Raw genomic sequence first — 25619 nt, forward strand, 5'->3', positions numbered from 1 at the left:
GCCGATTTGACGATCAGCGTGTCCGCGACGGCGCTGCCATTGCCAAGCACCGATCCGCCGACGGCAAGGTCCGCCTGATCGACGGTGAAGGTCGTGGCGGCCGTGGAGCCAGCCTGCAGAATCTCGACGTCGGTCAGCGTGGTGCTGGTCAGATTGAACGCGGTACCCTTGATGATCAGCGTGTCGTTGCCGCTGCTGCCGATGACACTGCCGCCCGCGGCCAAATCGGCCGCATCGACCGTAAAGGTCGTGTCCGTGTTCTGTCCGGCGACCAACTGTTCGATGCTGGTCAGGGTGGTGCTGGTGAGATCGAAGGCTGTGCTGTCGATGATCAGCGTGTCGCTGCCGCTGCTACCGACGACGGAACCTCCCGACGCCAGGTCGTTCGCATCCACGGTAAAGGTCGTCGCGGTGCTGACGCCTGCCTTCAGGACTTCGACACTGGTCAGAGCGGTCGACGTGAGGTCCGCATCCGTTTGATTGAAAACGAGCGTGTCGGTTCCCGCGCTTAGATTGTAATCGTCGCCCGGATTGAAGTTCTGGGTGTCATTCGAGGCGGTACCGGTAACAAGCGACATTTACAGCTCCTGTCGGTTTGCACGGCGTCCGGCCGCGCAAAATCGGTCTAAACCACCCAAATGCGTATACGGTATTAACTAACAGACCCCTAAGATGGGGCGGGAATGTGTACTCAATGGCGTTTTATTTCCCCGAATTTCCTGCGAAATATGACACTGGTCCTATTTTCCGGCCGTATAGCAGGGCTGCTATCGAAAAATTGCAAGGTAGTTGTCTTGCCCGGTGACTCACACCAGCAGCCGGGACTCGTCTTGAAATATATAAGGCGGCAGGGCGGCGCTTCAGTGGGGTAAGCGGCGAGAGAATATTGTGTTTGCCGCACCCCCCAGATAAACGTGAGCGCCTTGCACACGGCTTATTCGATTGGAACGGCTCGCGATGACCCAGAAAGTGGCATTGATTACCGGCATCACCGGCCAGGACGGCGCCTTTCTCGCACGCCACCTGCTCGAAAAAGGCTACATCGTTCACGGGGTTAAGCGGCGATCGTCGTCCTTCAACACCGCCCGCATCGACCACCTCTATCATGACCCCCATGTGGAAGGTGAGCCGTTCCACCTGCATTATGGTGACATGACGGATGCCACCAACCTGATCCGCATCGTTCAGGAGACGCAGCCCGACGAGATCTACAATCTGGCGGCCCAGAGCCACGTTCAGGTCAGTTTCGAGACCCCGGAATACACCGCCAATGCCGACGGCATCGGTACCTTGCGCCTGCTGGAGGCCATCCGCATTCTGGGCCTGGAACGCAAGACGCGGTTCTACCAGGCCTCGACCTCGGAGCTGTTCGGCAAGGTGCAGGAGACGCCGCAGCGCGAGACGACCCCCTTTTATCCGCGCAGCCCCTATGCCGCAGCCAAGCTCTATGCCTACTGGATCACCGTCAATTACCGCGAGGCCTATGGCATGTTCGCGGTCAACGGCATCCTCTTCAACCATGAGAGCCCGATCCGCGGCGAAACCTTCGTGACCCGCAAGATCACCCGCGCCGTCGCCAATATCAGCCTGGGACGCGAGGAATGCCTCTATTTGGGCAATCTCGACGCCAAGCGCGACTGGGGTCATGCACGGGATTATGTCGATGGCATGTGGCGCATGCTGCAGCACGACGCGCCGGAGGATTTCGTCCTCGCCACGGGCAAGATGTATTCGGTGCGTGAATTCGTCGAACTGGCCTTTTCCCATGTCGGCATCGAGGTCGACTGGCGCGGCAAGGGCGTCGATGAGACCGGTATCGACCGTAAGTCTGGCCGCCAGGTCGTGGCCATCGATCCGCGCTATTTCCGCCCGACCGAGGTCGAATTGCTGCTGGGCGATGCTGCCAAGGCCAAGCGCCTGCTCGGCTGGGAGCCGCAGGTGAAGTTCGGCGATCTGGTCCAGGAAATGGTTACGGCCGATTTGAAGCTGCTGCGATCCGAACCCGACTTCAAAGGATATCTGGTGTGAGCGCCGTACCAGCCACGGAGTTGCGCGGTGCCCGCATCTGGGTGGCGGGCCATCGCGGCATGGTTGGCTCGGCGATCCAGCGGCGCCTCGCGCGCGAAGATTGCAGCGTCCTCACGGTCGCCCGTGCCGAGGCCGATCTTCGCGACCCGCATGCCACCCTGCGCTGGATGAAGGCGCAGAAACCGGACATCGTTTTCGTGGCGGCTGCCAAGGTTGGCGGCATCCTGGAGAACAGCATTCGCCCCGCCGAATTCCTGCTCGACAATCTGGCCATTGAAAACAGCATCATCGCCGCTGCCCATGAGATCGGGGTGCGCAAGCTGCTGTTCCTGGGTTCGTCCTGCGTCTACCCGAAAATGGCGCCGCAGCCGATTCAAGAGGAATCCCTGCTGACCGGCCCGCTGGAGCCAACCAACGAATGGTACGCGATTGCCAAGATCGCCGGGCTGAAGCTGTGCCAGGCCTATCGCCGCCAGTATGGCAGCAATTTCATCAGCTGCATGCCGACCAATCTTTACGGCCCCAACGATAACTTCGATTTGCAATCGAGCCACGTATTGCCCGCCTTGTTGCGCAAGATCCACGAAGCCAAGGTGAGCGGCGCCGCGGAAGTGCCCATCTGGGGCAGCGGTGAACCGCGGCGCGAGTTTCTGCATGTCGACGATCTGGCCGACGCCTGTGTGTTCCTGATTCAGCATTATGAGGGTGAGATTCCGCTCAATGTCGGTACCGGCAGCGATGTCACCATCGCCGAACTGGCCGGCACGATCGCGGACATCGTCGGCTATCGCGGGCGCTTTGCCTTCGACCGCTCCAAGCCGGATGGGACACCGCGCAAGCTCCTCGATGTCTCGCGCCTGAGCGCGCTGGGCTGGCAGGCAAAAACCGATCTACGGTCCGGCATTGCCGCGACTTATGACTGGTATCTTGCCAATGCTAGGGCAGCGTAACGCCGCTTAAGGCGAGCTCGCTGCGCAATTCCGCCATCTGCGCGGCAAGGGCCTTGGCGTCCGCCGCCTCTGCCCGGCCGACCAGGATCGCTTGCGTGTTCGATGCGCGCAGGAGCCACCAGCCGCTCCCGTTCTGCACGCGCACGCCGTCGATGTCGTTGAACGAGGCACCGCGCGCTTGCAGCCGATCGCGCACCTCGGCCACCACGGCGAATTTGCGCTCTTCCGGGCAATCGATGCGGATCTCTGGCGTGTTGACGGCCGCTGGCAAGGCGTCGCGCAAGGCAGCCAAGCTGCCCCCGCTGCGCTTGATGGCACCCAGCAAGCGAACGGCCGCGTAGAGCGCATCGTCATAGCCGAAATAACGATCGGCAAAGAAGATGTGCCCGCTCATCTCGCCGGCCAGCGGACAATTGGTTTCGGCCATCTTGGTCTTGATCAGCGAATGGCCGGTGCGCCACATCAAGGGCTTGCCACCCAGACGCGCCACTTCGTCAAACAAGGTCTGGCTGGCTTTCACATCGGCGATGATGGTGGCACCGGGCCGGTCGGACAAGACCTCCTTGGCCAGAATGGCAAGCAACTGATCGCCGGAAACGATCCGCCCCCTGGCGTCGATGGCGCCGATCCGGTCCCCGTCACCGTCGAAGGCAATGCCGAGATCCAGCTTCTGATCGATCACGGCTTGCTGCAATTGGACGAGATTATGCGGCTCGGTCGGGTCCGGATGGTGGGCCGGGAAGGTGCCGTCGATCCGCTCATTCAGAAGCACATGGCGACCGCCGAGCCTGGCCGTCAACGCCTTCATGGCGTCGCCCGCCGCGCCGTTGCCGGCGTCCCACCCGATGGCCATGCCGCTGAAGTCACCGGCATCGGCCAGCAGCCGCGACACATAGGTATCCATCACGTCCAGGGTCCGCGCCGAACCGCGGCCTTGGCCCAGCTTGCCGCTGGCAATCCGCTGCCCGAGCTCTTGAATCTGTGCGCCATAGAACGGCTTGCGGCCGATCATCATCTTGAAGCCATTGTGGCTGGGCGGGTTATGCGAGCCGGTGATCATGATGCCGGCATCAGCCACAAGATGATTGACCGCGAAATAGAGCATAGGGGTTGGGCCCAAGCCGACGTCGATCACCTCGGCGCCGCTTGCCGTCAGCCCCGCCACGACCGCCGCTTTCAAGGCGGGTGAACTCAGCCGACCATCGCAACCGATGCAGATGCGCGGCGCAGCGAGGCCCGTGTCGGCAATCATGCTGCCAAAGGCCCGGCCGATGCCTTGGGCGATTTCCACGGTCAGGGTATCCCCAACAATTCCGCGAATGTCGTATTCACGGAAGATCGACGACAACATGCCTTGCATCCTCACTTGAACGCCGTCACCACCAATCGGCGCATCTGGTCATCACCCCAGCTGCGCCAGGATGGCGGATTTCTCGGCCAGGAAACGCACGACAATCTCGCCGGCAATTGCCTGCTGCTCCTCGACCGTCTTTGTCGGTTGGCCGCGTTTGCTGAGCGACAGGCCCACTTCATGAAGCCGTTGCAGCAGCCGCTTCTCAAGGGCTTTGGCGGTCTTTGCGCCGGCCAGATACGCCTCATAGAGAATTGCCTCGACCGCGTCGACGGCAATGCCGGTGCCGGCCAAGGCAGAAATCATCTGCTGCCGGGATTTGGTCGCCACGGCGAGGTCGAGAACCGATTTGTTGACGCTCGCCAGGCGATTCCCATCGGCCGAGGAAAGGCGCGCAAACGGCGTCAGATGGCCGGCAGCCGTGAGTGTCGCCAGCAAGTGATCGACATTGGCCGGCCGATCCGCGGCCGCGCTGCAGATGCGCCGCAGATCGGCGATCGTTCTGGGGCGCTCCTTGACCGCATCCTTGATGAGCGGAAACAGCTTCTCGGCGAAAGTGACCTCACGGTTGCCGACCTTGGCCTTGGCCGTGAACTGGCTTTCGGGAATGAGCGAGCCCAGCGGGATCGCCCCCAGGGCCACTTCACGTTCAATCCCGTCCAGACGCTGGTGCCCGCGGACGAAGACATCGCGGCGGAAACGCTGGTTGATCGCATAATCGAGAAGCAATTGGCGCAGCCTTGGCGAGCGCTGGGTATTGATCTTCTCGGCCGTTCCCTTGTCGACCAGGTATTCCACGTGATTTTCAGCGAGGGTCGCGGACCCCAGATAGGTCAACTTGGCGTCGGCCATTTCGTCCGCGATATCGACACTGTAGAAAAGCTTCCATTCCGAGTTCAGGAACTCGTGCGCCAGATAATTCTTGCCGCGCGCCTTGAGGGTCTTCAGCGTCTGGGCCGTCGACGGATTGGTTTTGAGATAGGCGAAGTTAACGCCATTCAGTTCTTCCATCAGATCGAGGGCCGGCCCGACGGCTTCGGCCCGGTCGCCATGCGTGTCGGCGGCGATTTCGACCATCAGCTTGCGCAAGGGCGATGCCGCCGCCCAGCCCGGGAGAGAGTTGTAGCTGACATAGACCAGTCCACCCGGCTTCAGGTTCTCGCGGATGATGCGCCGGATCTCGGCCCGGGCGGTGGCATTCACCCAGGTATAGACGCCGTGCAGCACGATGAAGTCGCATTCCGGCAGTTCCGACGACTGGAGATCGGCAAAGCCCCGCTCAAGAAACGAAATATTGTCGACGCCGATCGCTTCGGCGTAGCGGCGCGCCAGGGCGATATGGGCAGGGTTGAAATCGACGCCGATGAAGCGGGCCTGTGGAAAGGCGCCGGCAAAGACGGTGGCGCTGCGGCCCAGGCCGCAACCGAGTTCGAGATAGGTGAAGGGTCGGTCGAGCGGGATGGGCAAACAGCCTTTCAGGGCGGCTACATAGTTCAGCCAAGCCGGCGACAGCTCCCGGAAGAACCCGTCGGTATAGAGGGTCTCCGTGACATATCCTTGTGTCCAATCCGCCGTCATGAACGCTCTCTCCCCCACGTGTTAGATCCCATTGCCTATTAGTGGCATTTCCTGGGAAACGCCAGCAACTCTCTTTGCCGGCCACGTTCTTTGCCGAACTGGGACCGGACATTGGGGCGCCAATGAGCCTTGGCCATCCGGGCCCAAAGGCGCCTCTTTGGTCAATGTTATATTATTGCAGCCGGTGCGCGGTGCGTCGCGGTCGGTCACCGCCTGCGAAAGATCGATGCTTGACCCTGGCGCTGCGGTATCGGACAACTAAGCGTCGCATTCCCCGAACATGACCGACTGCATGGATAAGCCGAGTATCGCCGCAGCCAAGCGGGTTCTAGTGGTTGATGACGAGCCGGACCTGCGCCAGATGGTGGCGGAGTATCTTGCACGCCATGGTTTTGCCGTGGCCAGCGCCGGTGGCGGACGTGAACTGGACCAGCATTTCGCCAGCGGGCAGCCGGATCTGGTCCTGCTCGATGTCACCATGCCCGAAGAGGACGGGTTCTCAATCGCCCGCCGCTTGCGCGCGGCGCACCCGACGCTGCCGATCATCATGCTGACGGCCTTGGATGAAGTCGTCGACCGCGTGGTCGGATTGGAGTCGGGGGCCGATGATTACGTCACCAAACCCTTCGACCTTCGCGAACTGCGTGCGCGTATACAGGCGGTCATGCGCCGGGCTGGCAGCGCCAGTGGCGGCAACGGGCAAGCCGGCACGGCGGGGGACGAGTCCGTGGCGTTCGGCGATGTGGTGCTTGACCTCAAGGGGCGCCGGCTGCTGCACCCGGATGGGCGGGAAGATCGCCTGACGGCGATGGAGTTCGATTTGCTGCAGGCCTTCGCCCGCCATCCCAACCAGGTGCTGAGCCGGGACCGCCTGCTCGACCTCGCCCATAACCGCGAGATGGAGCCGTTCGACCGCAGCATCGACATCCGAATTACAAGGCTGCGCCGCAAGATCGAACGCGATCCGGCGAAACCGCAGATCATCAAGACGGAACGTGGCGTCGGCTATATCTTTGTGACACCCGGCCGGCGGGTATCTGAAGGCCGCGAGGGAGGCTATTGACGTGACCGAGCTCGCCACGCGCAAGGCGGAAGACGACCGCGACCTGAAGTCAATTCTTGATGCCATGCCGACACCGGTCGCGTTGTTCGACAGGGAACACAATTGCCGCTATGCGAACCGGCGCTATCTGGCGTTGATGGGCAAATCTGCCGGGCAGGTCGTCGGCCATCGTGTCGCCGAAATTCTCGGGGCCGAGATCTGGAGCCAGCTGGCACCCCATGCAGAGCGCGCGGCCAGCGGCCATGAAGCGCGTTTCGAGGCGTGGGAAACGCATGACGACGGCCATCGCTGCTACCTGCAGCGCACCTATGTGCCGCTCGTCTCCGCCAGCGGCGAAACGGACGGTTACTATGTGGTGATCCATGACCTCACGGATCTGACATTGCGTGAGGAGGAATTGGAAGCGCAGCGCTCGGCCCTGCGCGGTGCCGAAGCCGTCAATGCCGCCGTCGTTGCGTCCGCACTTGATTGCGTCGTCGTCATCGACGCAGAGGCGCGGGTGGTCAGCTTCAATCCCATGGCCGAACAGACCTTCGGTTACCGCCAGGCGGACGTCATCGGCCGGCCGATCAGCGAATTGATCGTGCCGCCGCATCTGCGCAGCCAGCACAGCGCCGGGTTCGAGCGCTATCTGAAGACCGGGAACGGCAATGTCATCGGCCGGCGCGTTGAGGTCGAGGCGATGCGCGCCGACCATTCCATCATTCCGGTCGAACTGGCGATCACCGAGGTCAGCCTGCCGGGACGGCGCTTGTTCACGGCCTATCTGCGCGACCTGACGCCGGCACGAAACGCCGCGGCCGAGATCGAGCGGCAGCGCGAAACGCTCTATCAGAACGAAAAGCTGGCAGCGCTGGGCTCCTTGCTGGCCGGGGTCGCCCACGAGCTTAATAATCCGCTTTCCATCGTCATCGGTCAGGCCTTGATGCTGGGCGAGGATCTCTCGGATGGCGTTGCGGGCAAGGATGCCGTGGCCTTGGCCAATCGCGCGCGCCAGATCGAGGTGGCGGCCGAGCGCTGCGCAAAGATCGTGCGCTCGTTCCTGGCAATCGCCCGGCAGCGCAAGGCGGAACGGCGTCGAATCCTGGTTTCGGATCTCGTCACTGCCGCCATCGATTTGCTGGGCTATACGCTCAAGACCAGCAGTGTCACCGTCGAGCCGCATATCGACCCCGGCCTGCCGGCCCTGCTTGGCGATGCCGATCAGTTGCACCAGGTCATCGTCAACCTGATCCTCAATGCGCAACAGGCATTGGAGTCGAGCAGCGGCGAAAAGCGCGTCACGGTTCGTGCCTACCCTGACCCAGTCCGCGCATCCGTGGTGATCCAGGTCAGCGATACAGGTCCGGGTGTCCCCGATGACATCCGCTCCCGGATCTTCGATCCCTTCTTCACCACCAAACCCGTCGGCATCGGCACCGGTATTGGCCTTGCCGTGTCGCGCGGCATGATTGAGGGGCATGGCGGTTCCTTGACCTTGCTGCCCGGGAATGGCGGTGGCGCCACCTTCGAAATTCTGCTGCCGGTCGCCAAGGGGGAGCTCCCGGAAACTGCTGCCCCAGCTGGTGCCAAGGTCAACCCGAAACAGGCAACACCTGTCCGCCGTCGCGCGCTGATCGTGGATGACGAACCGGAAATTGCCGCGATGCTGGCGGAAATTCTGCGCCATGACGGTTTCGACAGCGCCCTCGCCCCCACCGGCAAGGCTGCGCGTCAGTTGCTGGAGCAAGGGCAGGCCCCAGCCTTCGACGTGGTCTTGTGCGATCTGCGTATGCCTGACGAAGACGGCATGCGTTTTTACCGCTGGCTGGCGGCAAATCAGCCTTCCCTCGCCAGCCGCGTGATTCTGGTGACGGGTGACACCTTGGGGCCGGCCAGCAGCCGCTTCCTGGCCGAAATCGATCGGCCCGTGATCGAAAAGCCCTTTACCCCCAAAGACATACGCCAGCATGTGGCAGCCGTTCTGGCGGGTCTCGCCCTCACCGCCTGATTCCCCTGCGCGTTTCCACATGGGCGGCGGCCAAATCCACATCCGGCGCACAGAAACCGTCAATGACAGGGCTGTCATCTGCGGTCCGGTCATAATTTCCACAAAAACTGCCCGTTTGAAACAATAGAAACACAAATCCGGGCGCGGCGAAATTCGGCAGAAACAGAAGCACGCCAAAGTCTCGCCATGCGCCGGGGTGAGCGGTGTTGCCATAAGTCTACTTTCAAATACGACTTTATGTGACCCGCGTCACCGAACGCGAATAACCACCAAAACGTCCAAGCCTGGGCCCGCGTCGACTCATCTCGAAGAAGAGGTGCTGGACGACCGTGGGCCAGATGCAAACCAAAGCGAGAGAGAAGAGCTATGACCGACATCGCCCTCAATGATTTTGACCGGACCACCGATGGCGCAGCCGCCGGCAACGTCTTGACAGGCCTCAACACGCTGACCGGCATTGCGGGCAAGGACATCGGGGCGGCGCCGAGCAAGGTGACCATGGTCACCTTCAACAACAACACGTTCAATGTCGATGCCGATGGCGTGCAACTCTTCACCGCCTGGGGTCAGCTGACGATCAAAGCCGATGGCAGCTACACCTATCAACGCAACGTTAGTGGCAACACCACCGCTGACATCTGGGATGTCAATGCGAGCGGGCTCTCGGCATCGGACGTCTTTACCTACCAGATCGAGGACGGCAAAGGCGCCACAGACACTGCGACGCTGACCATCAACTATCTGCCTGACACCACCCCGCTCTATAACGCCGCCACCAAGACCCATGTCGGCACGGCCTATGACGACTATATCGACGCCAAAGCTTTGACGGGCCTGGTCGATGGTGGCGCGGGCAGCGACAAGATTGTCGGCGGCATGAACAGCGACCAGTTCGCTGGCGGCGCCGGCAATGACTGGCTGCAGGGCAACCAGGGCGACGACGTGCTGGAGGGTGGCGCCGGCGCCGACAAGCTGGAAGGCGGCGCTGACAGCGATACGGCCTCCTATGCCAAATCGACCAAGGGCGTCACGGCGAACCTTGCCGATGCGTCGCAGAATGGCGCCGGCACCGATGCCGCGGGGGACATCTATGTCAGCATCGAAAACCTCACTGGCAGTGGCTATAACGACATTCTGACCGGCAACAAGATCGACAACGTTCTCAATGGTGGCGGTGGCGCGGACAAGCTCTATGGCGGCAAGGGCTTCGACCAGCTTCTCGGCGGCGCTGGGGCCGACGAACTCGACGGCGGCGAAGATGACGATTTGCTGGATGGCGGCGCCGGCGCCGACAACATCGAAGGCGGTGCTGGCTACGATGTCGCGACTTATGCAAGTGCGACGGCCGGCATTACCCTCAACCTCCAGACCAAGGTCCATGCCGGCGATGCGGCGGGCGACAAGTTCAGCGGCATCGAGGAATTCGAGGGCTCGAACTTCAACGACAAGATGACCGCCAGCGAGCTTGGCAACAAGATTAGCGGCGCAAACGGCAATGACACGATCATTGGCCTGAGCGGTGAAGACAACCTTTATGGCGATAGCGGCAACGACACAATCGACGGCGGCTGGGGCAAGGACAAACTCTATGGCGGCGCCGATAACGATACGGTCAACGGCGGTGACGGAGACGACTATCTCTATGGCGGCATCGGCAATGACAAACTGTCGGGCCAAAGCGGCGACGATTATGTCTACGGCGATTCTGGTGACGACATCGTCGATGGCGGCGACAATCAGGACAAGGTCTATGGCGACGACGGCAATGACACCGTCCTCGGCGGTTGGGGCGATGACGAACTCTTTGGCGGCGGCGACAATGACGAGCTGATCGGCGGCAATGGCAGTGACAAGCTCAATGGCGGCACCGGTTTCGACTATGCCAGCTATCGCTATGCCACCGAGGCCGTGTACGCAAGCCTGAATCCCATGGACCCCAATGCGCCTGTCGGCGAAGCAATCGGCGACACCTTTACCAGCATCGAGGGGCTGATCGGATCGAAGTTCGCCGATAGCCTGGTCGGCAGCAACACCAGTGCCAGCAAGATCTATGGCGGTGATGGCAACGATGGCATCTTCACCATGGACGGCGGCGGCGATGCCTGGGGCGAAGGCGGCAACGACAGCATTCTGGGCGGGTCCAACGTCGATTTCCTCTATGGTGGCGCCGGCAACGACTATTTGGAGGGCGGCGATAACGATGACTGGCTGGACGGCGGCGCCGGTGCCGACCAGTTTGTCGGTGGCAATGGCACGGATTCGGCTTCCTATGGCAGCGCCCTCGCCGGCGTGACGCTCAACTTGGCCAACGCCAATCTCAGCGCCGGTGACGCCAAGGGCGACGCTTTTTCAGGCATCGAGTACTTCTATGGCTCGAAATTCGGCGACACATTTGTCGGCGACCTGAGCGACAATCAATTCTTTATGCTCGACGGCAACGACAAGGTGAATGCCGGTGGCGGCGCCGACGTGGTCAGTGGTGGCCTGGGCCTGGATACCATTCTGGGCGAAGCTGGCGATGATCAGCTCTACGGCAATGAGGACAACGACACGCTGGATGGTGGCGAGGGTGAAGACACCCTGTGGGGCGGGATCGGCAACGACAAGCTGCTGGGCGGTCTCGGCAAGGACACGCTCTACGGTGAAGTCGGCAATGACGTCCTGGATGGCGGCGCCGACAATGACGCGATCTCAGGCGGCGTCGGCAACGACAGCCTGCTCGGCGGCCTTGGCGATGACGAACTCCATGGCGACGAGGACAACGACACGCTCGATGGTGGCGCCGGCAAAGACACATTGCTGGGCGGGACGGGCGACGACAAGCTCTTGGGCGGGGCCGACAACGACACCCTGAAAGGCGAAGACGGCAACGACACGCTTGATGGCGGTGACGGCAACGACACCCTCGAAGGTGGCGCGCAGAACGACAAGCTGATCGGCGGCATCGGCGACGACACCCTGGATGGCGGCGATGGCAACGACAGCCTCGAAGGCGGCGTCGGCTCGGATGACATGTATGGCCAGGTCGGCGACGACACCATGAAGGGTGGCGCCGGCAATGATTACCTGGGCGGCGGTCAAGGCGTCGACAAGCTCTATGGTGAGGCCGGTGAAGACACTCTGTCCGGCGGCGATGTTTTCGATTACCTCTCTGGCGGCGCCGATAACGACAAGCTTTACGGCGATGCTGGCGATGACGAGCTGCTGGGTGAAGCCGGCAACGACCAGATTTTCGGCGGCGCGGGCGAGGATTTGCTTGATGGCGGTGCCGGCGGTGACAAGTTCGACGGTGGCACCGACGAAGACACCGTCACCTATCGCACCGCCACGGCCGGCGTCACGGTCAGTCTGTTGCTTGGCTTCGGCACGGCTGGTGACGCCAGCGGCGATACCTACAAGGATGTGGAGAATGTGGTCGGGTCGAATTATGCCGACGACATCAGCGGTGACGGAAACAATAACGATATCTACGGCAAGGGCGGCAACGACAAGCTCTATGGCAATGCCGGCGATGATATCCTGGAAGGTGGCGCTGGTGCCGACCTGCTGGATGGCGGCACCCAAACCGGCCTAGACATCGCAAGCTATGCCAACTCGACCGCAGCAGTGACGATCAATCTGCTGACCGGCGTAAATACCGGCGGTGACGCAGCCGGCGATAAGTTCGTCAATATCGAAGAGATCGTCGGGTCGAGCTTTGGTGACAAGATGATCGGCGACAATGCCGATAACTGGCTCGTCGGCTTCGGCGGCGATGATATCCTGGACGGCGGCGAGGGCAATGATGTCCTGGCCGGCGGCGCCGGCAACGACAAGCTCTATGGCGGCAAGGGCAACGACATCATCGATGGTGGGGAGGGCAATGACGTCCTCTATGGTGGCGAGGGCGACGACACCTATATCAACAACGACTTCAGTTCTGACGATGTGGTCAGCTATGTCGATTTCGGCGCCGCGATGACTATCGACCTCACGAATACCTCGAAAAGCACGGGCTGGGCCCAGAACGACAAGTATCAGGGCAGCCTGATCATCGCCACCGGCCAATATGACGACACACTGATCGGTAACGCCAACAACACTAGCTTCAAGGGTGGGGCCGGCAATGACACCATGACCGGCGGGGCCGGCAATGACTATCTCTACGGCGAGGATGGCAATGACATCATCGATGGCGGTGATGACGCGGATCATCTTTATGGCGGCGCCGGCAACGACACCTTGAAGGGCGGCAAAGGCGAAGATCATATCTACGCCGATCTCGGCGCCGACACGATTGATGGTGGTGGTGACTATGACTATATGACGTTCGTCAATGCCACGGCAGGCGTGACGGTTGATCTGGCCTCCAGCAACTTGAACACCGGCTTCGCGGCTGGTGATACTTACGTCAATATCGAGAAGTTCTTTGGCTCCAAGTTTGCCGACAAGTTTTACGGCGACAACAATGCCAATGAATTTTATGGCAGTCTCGGCGACGATGTCCTGGATGGGCGTGGCGGCGACGACTCGCTCGATGGCGGTGAAGGCGGTGACAAGCTTTATGGCGGAGCCGGCAATGATAGCCTCTGGGACATCTACGGCAATAATCTGCTCGACGGCGGCATCGGTAACGACACTCTGACCGCGGGTGACTGGAGCGACACGCTCTATGGTGGCGACGGCAATGACACGATCTGGGCCGGCACCGGCAACGACAAGGCCTATGGCGGCGCCGACATTGACGAGGTCCATGGCGGCAAGGGCGCCGACCAGATCTGGGGCGATGGTGGCAACGACAAACTCTATGGCGACGAAGACAATGACACGATCTATGGCGGCATCGGTACGGACAATATCTGGGGTGGCACCGGCAACGATACGCTGAAGGGCGAGGACGATGGCGACGTCCTGATGGGCGAGGCCGGCAACGACATTCTCGATGGCGGTGCTGGCGATGACAATCTGGACGGCGGTGCTGACAACGACACCATAACGGGCGGCATTGGCAAGGACGAGCTGAATGGCGGTTCCGGCGACGACAAGCTGGATGGCGGTGTCGGCGACGACACGCTGCTCGGCTATGATGGCAACGACACGTTGCTCGGTGGCGATGGACAGGACGCGCTCTATGGTGGCGCCGGCAACGACACTTTGACCGGCGGCAAAGATACAGACAGCTTCCTGTTCAATCATGCCGACACCGGTTTGGACAAAATCACCGACTTCAAGTTTGGCGAAGACCGCTTGGAGTTCGGCGATATCTTCAATGGCGCCGGCGGCGATTTGCAGGATCTGCTGGATGCCGGTTATGAAGCGACGTCGAGCGGCAGCACGCTGACGATTTCTTGGAATGACGGCGCCTCGCAGATCGCCGTCAGCGGCTGGACCGGCGGCCAGGTGAATGGCATGCAGGATCTGGCGACCATTCTCGGGGACCATCTCGTCATCTCGCATTGATCCCCACGATGCCGGCGCTCGCTGTCCCCTCCAGCGGGCGCCGGTCACTATCCAAGAGCAGGATAGAGACTCTGCAGTCGGGTATAGGTGTCGCGCCAGAGTGCGTATTTGCGATCGAGCGCTTGGTGAGCCCGGGCTTCTGGTTCAAAGACACGACCTGGCGCCACATAATCGGCGATGTCGTGCCAATCCTTGAATGCATCGATGCCGAAACCAGCGACAAAGGCCGCACCCAGGGAGGAACCAGGGTGCCGGTCGATCCGCGTCACCGGCAGGCCCAGCGCGTCGGCCGATATCTGCAGCCACAGATCGCTGGCGGCGCCACCATCGGCGGCAAAGACGCGCTGAACGCTGAGGCCGCATTCGCGGAAGGTTTCGACATGATGGCGAAAGCCGAAGACGACGCCTTCAAGTGCCGCACGCCAGACGTGGCGAATGTCGTGATTGAGGCCGAGCCCGATCAGAGTGCCGCGGGCATGGGGATCGTTGAGCGGCGTCTTTTCGCCCAAGAAATAGGGCAGGAACAGCACGCCGCTCTCCGGTGACACGCTCACCGCCTGTTGATCGAGCCATTGATGGGTCGAGATGCCGGCCGCTTGTGCTTGTTCCTTGGCACCGCCACCCCAATTGGCGACGATCCAATTGAGAAAGCTGCCGCTCGACGCCATGCATCCATTGGGAAAGAAGAGCCCCGGCACGATGTGGTAGTCGAGAAAGAGGCGGCGGTCTGCGACCGGCTTGTCGGAGGAGAGCAGAATGTCGCCGGCACCACCGAATTTCAGCACCAGATCGCCATTGCGCGCGGCGCCGCAGATGAAGGCAGAGGCGACGTGATCGGCGCAGCCGGCAACGACCGGCGTCCCGACAGCAAGGCCCGTTGCGGTCGCGGCCTCCGCTGTCACCTGGCCGACGATTTCGTGACTCTTGCGGATCGGTGCCAGCAACGCTGGATCGATGCCGGCCAGGGCGACCAGTTGGGGATCATAGTTGCCGCTTGCGAGACCGACGAAGCCGGACTCCAGCGCCCAATTATGCTCGACCTGGATCGTGCCAGTGAGGCGGCTGGTGATGTAATCGGACGCCCCCACGACATGCTTCGCCGCGGCGAAGTTCTGCGGCTCGTTTTCCCGCAACCACATCAACTTCGGCCCAACCAGTTGCTGGCTGTAACCAGTGCCGGACAGTTTGAGGAAGCGCGCCTCCTCCATGCCCTGGCGGAAAACATCGAGTTGTTTGGTCGCCCGGGCATCGTTCTGCTGGATGGAACGACGCAGCGGTTGGCCCTTTGCGTTGAGAAGAATGACCGTGGGCAGCATGCCCGTGACGCCGACCGCCGCGATATCCTTTGCGGCGATGCCGGTCGTCTTCAGCAAAGCCTGGCAGATGGCGCCGACATTCGACCACCATTGGGCCGGATCTTCCTCCGACCAATTGGCATGGTCGGAGTGAAGTGTCACCGGACGGCTTTCGACACCCAGAGAACCGCCATCGGTATCGATCAGGATACCGATGGTCGACGTGGTGCCGATGTCTAACCCGAGAAGATAGGCCATGAACGATTATCAGCGGATCTTGCCGACCTTGTCCATGAAGCGGCTGACCCGGGCCTGATCGACCGCCTTCCAGGTATCGCCATCGACCTTGAAATGCGTGCCGATGACAGCACCATCGGCGATGCCAAGGATATCCGCGACGTTATTGATGTTGACGCCGGTATTGGCGAAGACGGGGGTATCAGGGAGGACGTTCTTCACCACCGTGAGATTGCCGGTCTCGACCGCCTCACCGGTCATCGGGCCGGAGACCAGCACGACATCGGCCAGCGACGAGAACACGGCGCTCTTGGCTCGCGCGGCGATCGACCGGTCCCCGATTGGCGAGGCGAATTCGGCGTTGATGTTATACATCAGCTTGAGATCGGAGCGGTTGCAGTCGGCGCGCAGGCGCACCGCGCTGGCGGCATCCGGCGCCCACAGGCCCATATCCGAATCATAGACGCCGGTGAAGATCTCGCGCACGAAACGGGCGCCGCTGGCGACCCCCAGGGCAACACTCGCCACCGGATCCCAAAGGTAATTGACGCCGAAGGGGATCTTGATCATCCGCTTCAGCTCGCCCACCGCGAAGGACATCGCGGCCAGCGATTGCGGTGAGGCTTTCAGCAGATACGGGCGGTCGCCCTCATTGCCGAACATGACCGCATCGACGCCGCCATTCTGCAGCGCCGTGATATCGGCGGCGGCGAGGTCGATCAGCTTCTGCATCCCGCCATCCTTGTCATAGAGCGGCGAGCCCGGAAGCGGCCCGAAATGGATCATGGCGATGATGGGTTTGTGGCTGCCGAAGGTTGTCTTGATCATGTCAGGCTCTCTACTTTCTCAAAGAATGCGTCAGGCGATTTGCGGGCGTGCCAGCACGTTGCCGCTCTGCCCGTCGAAAAGGTGGATCTGGGTCAAATCGTAATGAAGGGTGAGCTCGGCGCCGGGCCGCGCCAGGAAATCGCGCGGCATGCGTGCCTGGATTTCCGGGCCACCGGCGCCACCAAGTTCTGCAACCAGGATGACCTCCGGCCCCAGCAACTCAATGGCGACGGTCCGCACCGCGACCGGTGTTGACCGACCAGCGAGGGGCGCCAGATGAAAGTCCTCAGGCCGCAGCCCGACTGTGATGGTGGTCCCGGCATGGCTGGCATAGCCGGCGCGGAAGGCATCGGGAATGGGCAGGCGCGCGGCCCCCGCAAGGGCATGAAGATCGCCGCCGCCGATGCCTTCGAGACGCCCAGCCAGCAGATTCATCGGCGGGCTGGCGAGGAAGCCAGCAACGAAGGTATTGGCCGGGTTGCGGTAGACGTCGAGCGGCGCGCCCACTTGAACGATATGCCCGTCCTTCATGATGCAGATGCGCTGCCCCATGGTCATGGCTTCGATCTGGTCATGCGTCACATGAATGATCGTGGTGCCGACCTTGTGATGGAGCTTGATGAGTTCGGTCCGCATCGCCGCACGCAGTTTCGCGTCGAGATTCGAGAGCGGCTCGTCGAGCAGGAAGGCCTGCGGCTCCCGCACCAGGGCACGGCCCAGCGCCACGCGCTGGCGCTGGCCGCCGGAAAGCTGGGCTGGCTTGCGCTCCAGCAGCGCCTCGATGCCCATCATGTTGGAGATCGCCTTGATGCGGCGCTCGATCTCAGCCCGATCGACACCGCGCAACTTGAGGCCGAAGCCGAGATTGCCGGCCACCGTCATATGCGGATAGAGCGCGTAGTTCTGAAAGACGATGGCGATATCGCGATCGGCCGGATCGACATCGTTCATGCGCTTGCCGCCGATGAGGAGGTCGCCTTTCGAGATCGATTCGAGGCCGCCGATCATGCGCAGGGTGGTCGACTTACCGCAGCCGGACGGGCCGAGGAAGATCATGAACTCGCCGTCCTTGATCTCCAGGCTGATATCGTCGACGGCGACGACCGAACCGCCATAGACCTTGCTGATATTCCTTAACTCAATGCCGGCCATGGGTTCCTCAGTTCAACGAGCGCATATAGCGGTAAAGATAGGCGGTGAGCGCCAGGATGGCGGTCAGCAGCAGGATCGACATGGCCGACGCCTCGCCGATGTTCAGGCTGACAAAAGCGGTGCGGTAGATGAAATAGCTGACGAGATCGGTGGATACGCCAGGCCCACCGCGGGTCATGATGTAGATGAGGTCGTAGGTCTTCACAGCAAAGATGAAACGGATCAGCAGGGTCACGATGATGACGGTGCGCATCATCGGCAGCGTGATGTGAACAAAGCACTGGAAGGCATTGGCCCCATCGACGCGCGCCGCCTCATAGGGTTCTTTGGGCAGCGAGGAGAGGCCGGCCAGGAGCAGGACGATCATGAAGGAGACCTGGTGCCAGATATCGACCAGGATGACGGTCCAGATCGCGACCTTGGTATCGCCCAGCCAGTTGACCGGTGAGATGCCCACAGTGCTCAGCAAATAGTTCACGATGCCGAGATTGGGATGCAGAAACATGCGCCAGATGAGGCCGACGATGACCGGGTTCATCAGCAAGGGGCATAAGAGAATGGCGTAATAGACTGGCTTGAAGCGCTCGACCTTGTTCAGCATCAAGGCAACGCCGAAGCCAATGACGAATTCCAGCAGCACCACACCGATGACGAAGCGCAACGTCAACCCGGCGGAATGCCGGAATTCGGCATCACCCAAAGCCGCCTTGAAATTGGCAAACCCGGTGAAGGTGTCGAAATTCGGGGCGATCAGTGTGTATTCATGGAGGCTGGTAAAAAGCGCCGAGAGAACGGGGAAGAGGATGATCAGAAAAAGCACGGTCAGGCTGGGTGCCGCCAGCGCGTAGCCGAAGCGGCGATCGCGCCGATCGGCTGCATTGCTCGGCTGTCCCATCCTGACCATCATCTGAATACTTCCCCGTCCTCTGAAGGCTTGTCGTTACTGCAACTTGCCGTCTTTCCTGGCGAGTTCGGTGAACTCGACCTCGATCGCGGCCAGCGCATCCTGCGGGCTCTTCTCCCCGGCCACCGCCAAGCTCAACTCACGGCCCAGCACTTCCACAAGCTGTGGCGTGTAGGTGAAGACCGCGAAGTTGTGGCTGGTGAGCAGCAGTTTCTTGAGCGCCGGGTAGTAGGGATACTTCGCCAGTACATCCGGATCGTCGAAGACGTCGGTGCGGGTCGGCGAACCACCGGCCAGCGCGCGCTTCTTGGCGATTTCTTTGGATTCGACCCATTTCAGGAAGGTCCAGGCGGCGTCGGGATTGGGGCTGGACTTCGGAATGGCCCAACCCCAGGCACCGTTGAGGCTGCCACCCTTGTCGGCCGTCGGCCCCGGTACCGGCATGATCTCGACCTTGCCCACAACGGCGGACTTCTTCGGGTCGTCATAAGCGGTGCGGAAGAAGTTGTAGGTGATGTAGCTATAGGCCTTGCCCTGCGCCATCACGTTGAAGGCTTCATCGAAGCCAAAGCTCGCCGAGCCCACGGGGCCGTATTTGTTGACGTTGGCCGAATACTGCTCGATCGCCTTCACACCGGCTTCGGTATTGAGCGTTGGCTTCCAATTGGCGTCGTGATACTCGCCGCCATTGGCAAAGAGGTAATTGGACCATTCCATGGCGATCGGATCCGGGCGCAAGCCCTGATTGACGACGCCGTAGAACCCGTCCTTGGTGAAGAATTCGACCTGCTTCAGATATTCGTCCCAAGTCTGCGGGACGCGCAGGTCCATATTGTACTTGGCCTTGAAATCCGCCTGGTTCTTGGCGTCTGCCAACAGGTCCGTGCGATAGGTGAGGCCCATCGCATAGTTGTAGAACGGCAGCATATAGGTGGTGCCGTCGACCTTGCCGACCAGATCCATCAGCGCCGGGATATAGGCCGAGGTGTCGAAATTGTCGGCCTTGATCCGCTCGTCGAGCGGCTGCATCCAGCCGGCCTTGGCGAATTCGCCGACCCAGTAGAAATCGACGACGATCGCCGAATAGCTGCCCTTGGGCGCCACCAGCTGCGGCACCAGCTTGGTGTGCATTTCGGCATAGTTGACGACTTCAAGATTGACCTCGATGCCGGTTTCCTTGGTGAATTCCGGCACCAGCGCCTTCACATATTCGGTATCGGGCACGCCTTCCATCAGGATGCTGACGGTTTCGGCAGACGCGGAACCGGCAAAGCCCAGGGCCATGACGGAGCCCAGAAGCAGTTTCTTGAGCATGATCCAACCTCCCTTATTAGCCCCAGACGAATGCGCGTGTGCCGGTCATTTCAGGGCGCCCAATGACAAGCCTTTGATCAGGTATTTGCGCAGGAACGGCAGAAGAGCGAAGACAGGCAGAAGTGAAACAACGGTGGCAGCGGCCAGCGGTGCGATCTCGACGCCGGCATGGGTTTCCATGCTGGCCAGGCCAATGGGCAGCGTCTGGCTGTCGGCCCCCGAGAGCACCAGGGCGAAGAGAAATTCATTCCAGCTGAGGATGAAGCCAAGGAGGCCGGCGGCAAGTATGCCGGGTGCTGCCACGGGTACCGCGATCTTGATGAAGGCCTGCCAGCGCGTCGCGCCATCGATGCGCGCGGCTTCTTCGAGGCTGGCCGAGTCACCTTCGAAGAAGGAGACCAACATCCAGGCGAGGAACGGCAGGCTGATGGTGAGATGGGCGAGAATGAGACCCATGCGCGTCTGCATCAGCCCCGTGCTGAAGAAGAGCGTGAAGAGCGGCAGAACGAGAATGATGGGCGGCAGCATCTGGCTCGCCAACACGCCAAGGCGCAGGAAAGCCCCGCCGGTGTTGAAGCGCGCAAAGGCATAGGCCATGGCGGTTGCCAGCGGCAAGGCGATCGCCGTCGAGACGAGCGCCACGATCAGGCTGTTGAAGAACCAGCGTTCGAACGGATAGGCCTGGAAGATCTCGATATAGTTTTCCAGCCCGACATGGCCGATTTCGGGCGGAATCTTGTAGGCGGTGAGCTTGTCGGTGAGACTGACGCGCAGCACCCAGATCAGCGGCAGCAAAATCGCCAGCGAGAATGCCGAGAGAACGATATGGGGGATGATGTTTCGCCAAGTCGTTCGCATCGGATTGCCCTCAATCCATCCTGACGCCGCCGGTGACGTTGAGCGCCTCACCGGTGACGAAGCCGGCGAGATCGCTGGCCAGGAACAGCACCGTCTTGGCGACGTCATCCGGTTCTTCGAGGCGCCCCATGGGCGTCTGGTTGATGTAGTCGTCGATCACGGCCTGGGGTGACATTTCGCGCAGCTTGGCTTCCCACTCCACTTCGCGGGATTGCATGCCGGTCTTCACAAAGCCCGGGCAGACGCAATTGACGCGAATGCCATGCGGCGCCATTTCGCGCGCCAAGGCCTGAGTGAAGCCGACGACGGCGAATTTGCTGGCCGAATAGTGCGCAAGCCACGGCGCGCCCCATTTGCCGGCGAGCGATGCCGTGTTGACGATGACGCCCTGGCGCTTCTCTTTCAGGAAATAGCGCACCGCCGCCTGGTTGGTCAGAAAAATGCCGCGGGCGTTGACGTCGAAATTGAAGTCCCAATCCTCGTCGGTGAGATCGACGACGAGTTTCATGGACGAGACGCCGGCATTGGCAGCGAGAACGTCGTAACCGCCAAAGCGCTCGACGATGGTTGCAAAAGCGGCGGTGACGCTGGCGCGGTCGCGGACGTCGATCTTGAGGCCGGTATGCTGGTCGCCGAGCTTGCTTGCAGCAGCGATAGCGCCCGCTTCATCGAGATCGGCAATTGCGACGCGCATGCCGGCTTCATGAAAGTGGCGCGCGATCGATAACCCGATGCCCGTCGCGCCACCGGTGACGATGGCGCGCTTGCCCGCAAGATCCTTCAGCATCCCTGTCATGCCTTTCGTTTTCGATCATTTAAGATCGATTTCGATCATTCATAGCGGGTGAATTGGCGGCTGGCAAGCCATTGCGGCTGGATTTTTGCAGGGATGCCGCTAGTATGATCGAAAATGATCATTCTAGTTGCAGAAGCCGCATGCGCGATCCCCTAGCCAAGCAGATGACCACCACCCGGACCCCGGTGACGGTGCGCGACAGCCAGTTGCGCGACTTTGTCGAGCGCCGCGGTTTTGCTGCGGTGAGCGAGATCGCGGCCGAACTCGGCGTCTCCGAGATCACCATACGCCGGGACCTCACGCGGCTTGAATCGCAAGGGCTGCTGGTGCGCACCCATGGCGGGGCGCTGGCCGGCAAGCTCTCCAGCACCGAATCCTTTGACAGCGACGAGCCAAGTTTCGAAGCCCGGCGGCGGCGCAATGCCGAGGCAAAGACCCTTATCGGCGTGGCGGCTGCGGCACTCATCCGCCCCGGCGCCACGATCGGCATCGATGTCGGCACGACGGCGTTGGAGCTCGCCCGCCAACTCACCACACGCGACGACATCAAGATCTTCACCAACAGCGTGCGCGCGGCCACCCTGCTGTCGGAAGGGCCGGCCCCGGTCTATCTGCCCGGCGGGCAGTTGCGCTCGAAAGAGCTTTCCGTCCACGGCTCGATCGCGGTCGCGCAGCTGCGACACTATTGGTTTGATTTGGCCTTCATCGGCTTTTCCGGCCTCACCGATCAGGGCCTCTTCGATTATTCCCTGGAGGATACGGAGATCAAGCGCGTCTATATCGAGCGCGCGGCGCAGATCGTGGCGCTGTGCGACTCATCGAAATTCGGCCGCCTCTCCATGGCGCGGGTGGGCACGCTGGAGGAAGTTGACACGCTCATCACCGACGCCGCGCCGCCCGATTTCCTGCGCGAGGCACTGGAACGTGCCGAGGTAAAGATCATCGTGGCGCGCGGGGACGGCGCGGAAAGCGCCCTCCCCACCTAGACTGCCGGTCCGCCGGCGTAACTGCCGGACAAGGCGATGATGCGCCTTGCCCGCTCCAGGACCGGGCGGTCGATCATGGCGCCATTGAGCTGCACGGCGCCACCGCCGTCGGACAGATCGATCACCTGTCGCGCCCAGGCGAGCGTTTCATCGCTCGGCAGAAAGGCGCGCAGGGCCGGGGCGATCTGGCGCGGATGGATCATCAACTTGCCGCCGAAGCCCAATGACACCGCCCGTTCCGTATCCGCCTGTACCTGATCGGCGTCATCGAGGACCGTTGTGACGCCATCGATTGGCGCCGCAATCCCCGCGAGGCGCGCGCGAAAGACGATCTCGCTGCGCGCGGCCAGCATCGCATCCCAGCTCGGGTTGCAGCCCAGATCCATCGCATAATCCAATGCGCCGAATGCCACGACACCGACGCCAGACGCGCCCATGATCTCGGGCAAGGCAGTAATGCCCAATGCCGTCTCGATGAGGGGAATGATCGGAACGATGCGACCGAGGCCCTCATGCACGGCGCGGATATCGGCCGCATTGCTCGTCTTTGGCAGCATGATGGCGCTGAAATGCGCCTGGTTGATGGCGGCAAGATCATCGTCGAAGCAGGGGGATTCGCAGGCATTGATGCGGACGATGACAGGCATGCCACGCACGTCATGCGTCGTCAGATGCTTGCGCGCGAGCGCCTTGTTGTCGGGGGAAACGGCGTCTTCAAGGTCGATGATAATGGCGTCGGCACCGCTTTGCGCCGCCTTGGCAAAGCGCTCTGGCCGGTCGCCCGGCACGAAGAGCGGCACGATCGGCGGCTGGAAACCCGTTACCATGTGAGCTCTCCCTGCATATTGACGGGTCCGCCGGGTCTTTGCGTCCAGCAAGTGTTTTCGCGGACGGCCACACCGAAGGCAGCGCCGCTGGTGAGTGGTGACAATCCGCGATAAGAGAATTTCTTTGGCACCGCATTGCGCGTCGCCGCCGCGAGGTTGAGCATCAGGATCGCCTGCAGCGGGCCGTGAACGACGAGATCGTCATAGCCCTCAACACCCGTCGCATAAGGCCGGTCGTAATGGATCCGATGCCCGTTGAAGGTGAGAGCGGAGTAGCGGAACAACAAAGTCGGGGTCGGGGTGACTTGCCATGTCGCCGCCGGCAAGCCCGGATCTTCGCCGCCGGTTGCGGGTGCCGGTCGAGCGCCAGGTACTGCCGCCTCGCGATAGACGATGTTGTGGCGTTCGGAGATTGCGACACCGCGAGACGTCGCATAATCGTGCTGCACGCCGACAAACCACAGCGGTCCCGTTCTTCCCTGCTTTCCCTCGACACTGGTGATCGTCGAGCGGCGGCGCACATCATCACCGATGCGGATGGCTGCAAAATAGTCGATATGGCCACCGGCCCACATGCGTCGCGGCAAGGGAATCGGCGGTAGGAACCCGCCTTTCTGCGGGTGCCCATCCGGCCCCAGTTCCTGCATCGGCGCCAGGAACGGCGACAGGCACCAATGAAACCCCAAGGGTACCTCGCCTTCGTCGACGGCTGCCAGATAGGGATCAAGGGTGACGCGATACTCTGCCATCAGCCGAGGCGTCACGATATCGACCTCCTCCACCGAGCGGCCGATCCAGGCTGAGAAATCGTCACCCGCGCGCGACATGTCAGAACGATCTCGGCAATTGGAGCACATGCTCCGAGATGTAGGAGAGGATGAGATTGGTCGAAATCGGCGCCACCTGATAGAGGCGGGTCTCGCGGAACTTGCGTTCGACGTCGTATTCCTCGGCAAAACCAAAGCCGCCGAAGGTCTGAACGCAGGCATTGGCTGCTTCGAACGAGGCGTCTGCCGCCAGCATCTTGGCCATATTGGCCTCGGCACCGCAATTGGCACCCGTTTCATAAAGACGGATGCCTTCACGCACCATCAGTTCAGCCGCCCGCATGTTGGCATAGGCACGGGCAAGCGGAAACTGAACGCCCTGGTTCTGCCCGATGGGCCGGCCGAACAGCACGCGGTCCTTGGCATAGGCCGTCGCCTTGTCTAGAAACCACTTCGCGTCACCGACGCATTCGGCGGCGATCAGCAGCCGTTCGGCATTCATGCCGGAGAGGATATAGCGAAAGCCCTTCCCCTCCTCGCCCACCAGGTTCTTGGCCGGGATGCGCACATTGTCGAAGAACACCTCCGTCGTGGAGTGATTCATCATGGTGCGGATCGGGCGGATGGTGAGCCCGGCCTGCCGCGCTGCGCGCATGTCGAGGATGAAGACGGACAGTCCATCCGTGCGCTTGACGACCTGGTCCTTCGGTGTTGTGCGGGCCAGCAGCAGCATGAGATCGGAATATTCGGCGCGACTGGTCCAGATCTTCTGTCCGTTGATGACGTATTCGTCGCCATCGCGCACGGCCGTCGTACGCAGCGATCCGGTGTCGGTGCCGCTGGTCGGTTCTGTTACGCCGAAGGCTTGCAAGCGCAATTGACCGCTGGCGATCTGCGGCAGATAGGTTGCCTTCTGCTCCGGTGAGCCATGCCGCAGGACCGTGCCCATGATGTACATCTGCGCGTGGCAGGTGGCACCGTTGCAGCCGGCGTGCTGGATTTCCTCGAGGATGGCCGCAGCCGCCGATAGCGGCAGGCCGGCGCCGCCGAAATCCTCGGGGATGAGGGCCGCCAGGAAGCCGGATTCGGTCAGGGCATCGATGAAGGCCTGCGGATAGGCCGCTTCGCGATCGAGCTTGCGCCAGTATTCACCCGGAAATTGCTCGCAGAGCTTCCTGACCGAAGCCCTGATATCAGCGTAACTCGAGTCGTCTTGCGCCACCCTCGGCATCCTTCCAATTGTCTTCTTTTGCTTT

General features: G+C 61.6%; 19 protein-coding genes. 6 read left to right on the forward strand and 13 right to left on the reverse strand.

Going from position 1 to position 25619, the window contains the following annotated elements:
* A partial coding sequence (locus SMD31_RS17780; RefSeq protein ID WP_320502270.1) for a hypothetical protein occupies positions 1–578 on the reverse strand: 578 nt, incomplete at its 3' end.
* A 379-nt stretch (positions 579–957) separates the two neighbouring features.
* Here SMD31_RS17780 and gmd point away from each other — a divergent pair.
* Entirely contained in the window at positions 958–2028 is a 1071-nt protein-coding gene (gene gmd / locus SMD31_RS17785; protein WP_320502271.1) for a GDP-mannose 4,6-dehydratase, read from the forward strand.
* Entirely contained in the window at positions 2025–2978 is a 954-nt protein-coding gene (fcl, locus tag SMD31_RS17790; protein WP_320502272.1) for a GDP-L-fucose synthase, read from the forward strand. Before gmd ends, fcl begins: the two co-directional genes overlap by 4 nt.
* Here the strand turns inward: fcl and pgmG are convergent.
* Together pgmG and SMD31_RS17800 are read right to left on the reverse strand one after the other, a co-directional pair.
* The gene (gene pgmG / locus SMD31_RS17795) at positions 2965–4329 is read right to left on the reverse strand and encodes a phosphoglucomutase/phosphomannomutase PgmG (protein ID WP_320502273.1); all 1365 of its coding nucleotides are present in this window, start codon (positions 4327–4329) and stop codon (positions 2965–2967) included. The genes fcl and pgmG overlap by 14 nt on opposite strands.
* 51 nt (positions 4330–4380) lie before the next feature.
* Positions 4381–5907, reverse strand: a complete 1527-nt coding sequence (locus SMD31_RS17800) for a class I SAM-dependent methyltransferase (RefSeq protein ID WP_320502274.1) — start codon at positions 5905–5907, stop codon at positions 4381–4383.
* Positions 5908–6199: 292 nt separating this feature from the next.
* Here SMD31_RS17800 and SMD31_RS17805 point away from each other — a divergent pair, with 292 nt between their 5' ends.
* The 3 genes from SMD31_RS17805 to SMD31_RS17815 all read left to right on the forward strand — a co-directional run bounded on the left by SMD31_RS17805 (position 6200) and on the right by SMD31_RS17815 (position 14399).
* Complete coding sequence (locus SMD31_RS17805; protein ID WP_320502275.1) at positions 6200–6970, forward strand: response regulator; 771 nt, start codon at positions 6200–6202, stop codon at positions 6968–6970.
* 1 nt (position 6971) lies between these two features.
* Positions 6972–8960 (forward strand): hybrid sensor histidine kinase/response regulator, encoded by a 1989-nt coding sequence (locus SMD31_RS17810; RefSeq protein WP_320502276.1) that lies wholly within the window; start codon positions 6972–6974, stop codon positions 8958–8960.
* A 366-nt stretch (positions 8961–9326) separates the two neighbouring features.
* Positions 9327–14399 carry a calcium-binding protein gene (locus SMD31_RS17815; RefSeq protein WP_320502277.1) on the forward strand — a complete coding sequence of 1691 codons (5073 nt, stop codon included), beginning with the start codon at positions 9327–9329 and terminating at the stop codon, positions 14397–14399.
* 47 nt (positions 14400–14446) lie between these two features.
* Here SMD31_RS17815 and SMD31_RS17820 read toward each other — a convergent pair whose 3' ends face one another.
* From SMD31_RS17820 to SMD31_RS17850, 7 genes are read right to left on the reverse strand one after another with little or no spacing between them, the layout of a single operon-like run.
* Positions 14447–15952 (reverse strand): FGGY-family carbohydrate kinase, encoded by a 1506-nt coding sequence (locus tag SMD31_RS17820; RefSeq protein ID WP_320502278.1) that lies wholly within the window; start codon positions 15950–15952, stop codon positions 14447–14449.
* A gap of 9 nt (positions 15953–15961) precedes the next feature.
* Positions 15962–16759: a BtpA/SgcQ family protein gene (locus SMD31_RS17825; protein WP_320502279.1), complete on the reverse strand. Its 798-nt coding sequence runs from the start codon at positions 16757–16759 to the stop codon at positions 15962–15964.
* Between the two features lie 30 nt (positions 16760–16789).
* Complete coding sequence (locus tag SMD31_RS17830; protein ID WP_320502280.1) at positions 16790–17911, reverse strand: ABC transporter ATP-binding protein; 1122 nt, start codon at positions 17909–17911, stop codon at positions 16790–16792.
* Positions 17912–17918: 7 nt separating this feature from the next.
* Positions 17919–18806, reverse strand: a complete 888-nt coding sequence (locus SMD31_RS17835; protein ID WP_320502281.1) for a carbohydrate ABC transporter permease — start codon at positions 18804–18806, stop codon at positions 17919–17921.
* Between the two features lie 45 nt (positions 18807–18851).
* Entirely contained in the window at positions 18852–20129 is a 1278-nt protein-coding gene (locus SMD31_RS17840; protein ID WP_320502282.1) for an ABC transporter substrate-binding protein, read from the reverse strand.
* A gap of 45 nt (positions 20130–20174) precedes the next feature.
* Positions 20175–20987: a carbohydrate ABC transporter permease gene (locus tag SMD31_RS17845; RefSeq protein WP_320502283.1), complete on the reverse strand. Its 813-nt coding sequence runs from the start codon at positions 20985–20987 to the stop codon at positions 20175–20177.
* Between the two features lie 10 nt (positions 20988–20997).
* A complete protein-coding gene (locus SMD31_RS17850) occupies positions 20998–21783 on the reverse strand; it encodes an SDR family NAD(P)-dependent oxidoreductase (protein ID WP_320502284.1) in 786 nt (261 codons plus the stop codon).
* A 140-nt stretch (positions 21784–21923) separates the two neighbouring features.
* On the opposite strand from SMD31_RS17850, the gene SMD31_RS17855 reads away from it, so the two are divergent.
* A complete protein-coding gene (locus SMD31_RS17855; protein ID WP_320502285.1) occupies positions 21924–22769 on the forward strand; it encodes a DeoR/GlpR family DNA-binding transcription regulator in 846 nt (281 codons plus the stop codon).
* Here the strand turns inward: SMD31_RS17855 and SMD31_RS17860 are convergent.
* From SMD31_RS17860 to SMD31_RS17870, 3 genes are read right to left on the reverse strand one after another with little or no spacing between them, the layout of a single operon-like run.
* The gene (locus tag SMD31_RS17860) at positions 22766–23596 is read right to left on the reverse strand and encodes an HpcH/HpaI aldolase/citrate lyase family protein (protein WP_320502286.1); all 831 of its coding nucleotides are present in this window, start codon (positions 23594–23596) and stop codon (positions 22766–22768) included. The two genes, SMD31_RS17855 and SMD31_RS17860, sit on opposite strands and share 4 nt — an antisense overlap.
* Positions 23590–24423 (reverse strand): FAS1-like dehydratase domain-containing protein, encoded by an 834-nt coding sequence (locus SMD31_RS17865; RefSeq protein WP_320502287.1) that lies wholly within the window; start codon positions 24421–24423, stop codon positions 23590–23592. Before SMD31_RS17865 ends, SMD31_RS17860 begins: the two co-directional genes overlap by 7 nt.
* A 1-nt stretch (position 24424) precedes the next feature.
* Positions 24425–25585, reverse strand: coding sequence for an acyl-CoA dehydrogenase family protein (locus SMD31_RS17870; protein ID WP_320502288.1), 1161 nt, complete (start codon positions 25583–25585; stop codon positions 24425–24427).
* Positions 25586–25619 lie beyond the last annotated feature (34 nt).

It is taken from the genome of Dongia rigui (assembly GCF_034044635.1).
GTDB classification, from domain to species: Bacteria; Pseudomonadota; Alphaproteobacteria; order Dongiales; family Dongiaceae; genus Dongia; species Dongia rigui.

Coding starts and splice junctions, on each gene's coding strand:
- gmd (WP_320502271.1), top strand. CDS start 958: ATGACCCAGAAAGTGGCATTGATTACCGGCATCACCGGCCAGGACGGC.
- pgmG (WP_320502273.1), bottom strand. CDS start 4,329: ATGTTGTCGTCGATCTTCCGTGAATACGACATTCGCGGAATTGTTGGG.
- SMD31_RS17800 (WP_320502274.1), bottom strand. CDS start 5,907: ATGACGGCGGATTGGACACAAGGATATGTCACGGAGACCCTCTATACC.
- SMD31_RS17805 (WP_320502275.1), top strand. CDS start 6,200: ATGGATAAGCCGAGTATCGCCGCAGCCAAGCGGGTTCTAGTGGTTGAT.
- SMD31_RS17815 (WP_320502277.1), top strand. CDS start 9,327: ATGACCGACATCGCCCTCAATGATTTTGACCGGACCACCGATGGCGCA.
- SMD31_RS17820 (WP_320502278.1), bottom strand. CDS start 15,952: ATGGCCTATCTTCTCGGGTTAGACATCGGCACCACGTCGACCATCGGT.
- SMD31_RS17825 (WP_320502279.1), bottom strand. CDS start 16,759: ATGATCAAGACAACCTTCGGCAGCCACAAACCCATCATCGCCATGATC.
- SMD31_RS17830 (WP_320502280.1), bottom strand. CDS start 17,911: ATGGCCGGCATTGAGTTAAGGAATATCAGCAAGGTCTATGGCGGTTCG.
- SMD31_RS17835 (WP_320502281.1), bottom strand. CDS start 18,806: ATGGGACAGCCGAGCAATGCAGCCGATCGGCGCGATCGCCGCTTCGGC.
- SMD31_RS17840 (WP_320502282.1), bottom strand. CDS start 20,129: ATGCTCAAGAAACTGCTTCTGGGCTCCGTCATGGCCCTGGGCTTTGCC.
- SMD31_RS17845 (WP_320502283.1), bottom strand. CDS start 20,987: ATGCGAACGACTTGGCGAAACATCATCCCCCATATCGTTCTCTCGGCA.
- SMD31_RS17850 (WP_320502284.1), bottom strand. CDS start 21,783: ATGACAGGGATGCTGAAGGATCTTGCGGGCAAGCGCGCCATCGTCACC.
- SMD31_RS17855 (WP_320502285.1), top strand. CDS start 21,924: ATGCGCGATCCCCTAGCCAAGCAGATGACCACCACCCGGACCCCGGTG.
- SMD31_RS17860 (WP_320502286.1), bottom strand. CDS start 23,596: ATGGTAACGGGTTTCCAGCCGCCGATCGTGCCGCTCTTCGTGCCGGGC.
- SMD31_RS17865 (WP_320502287.1), bottom strand. CDS start 24,423: ATGTCGCGCGCGGGTGACGATTTCTCAGCCTGGATCGGCCGCTCGGTG.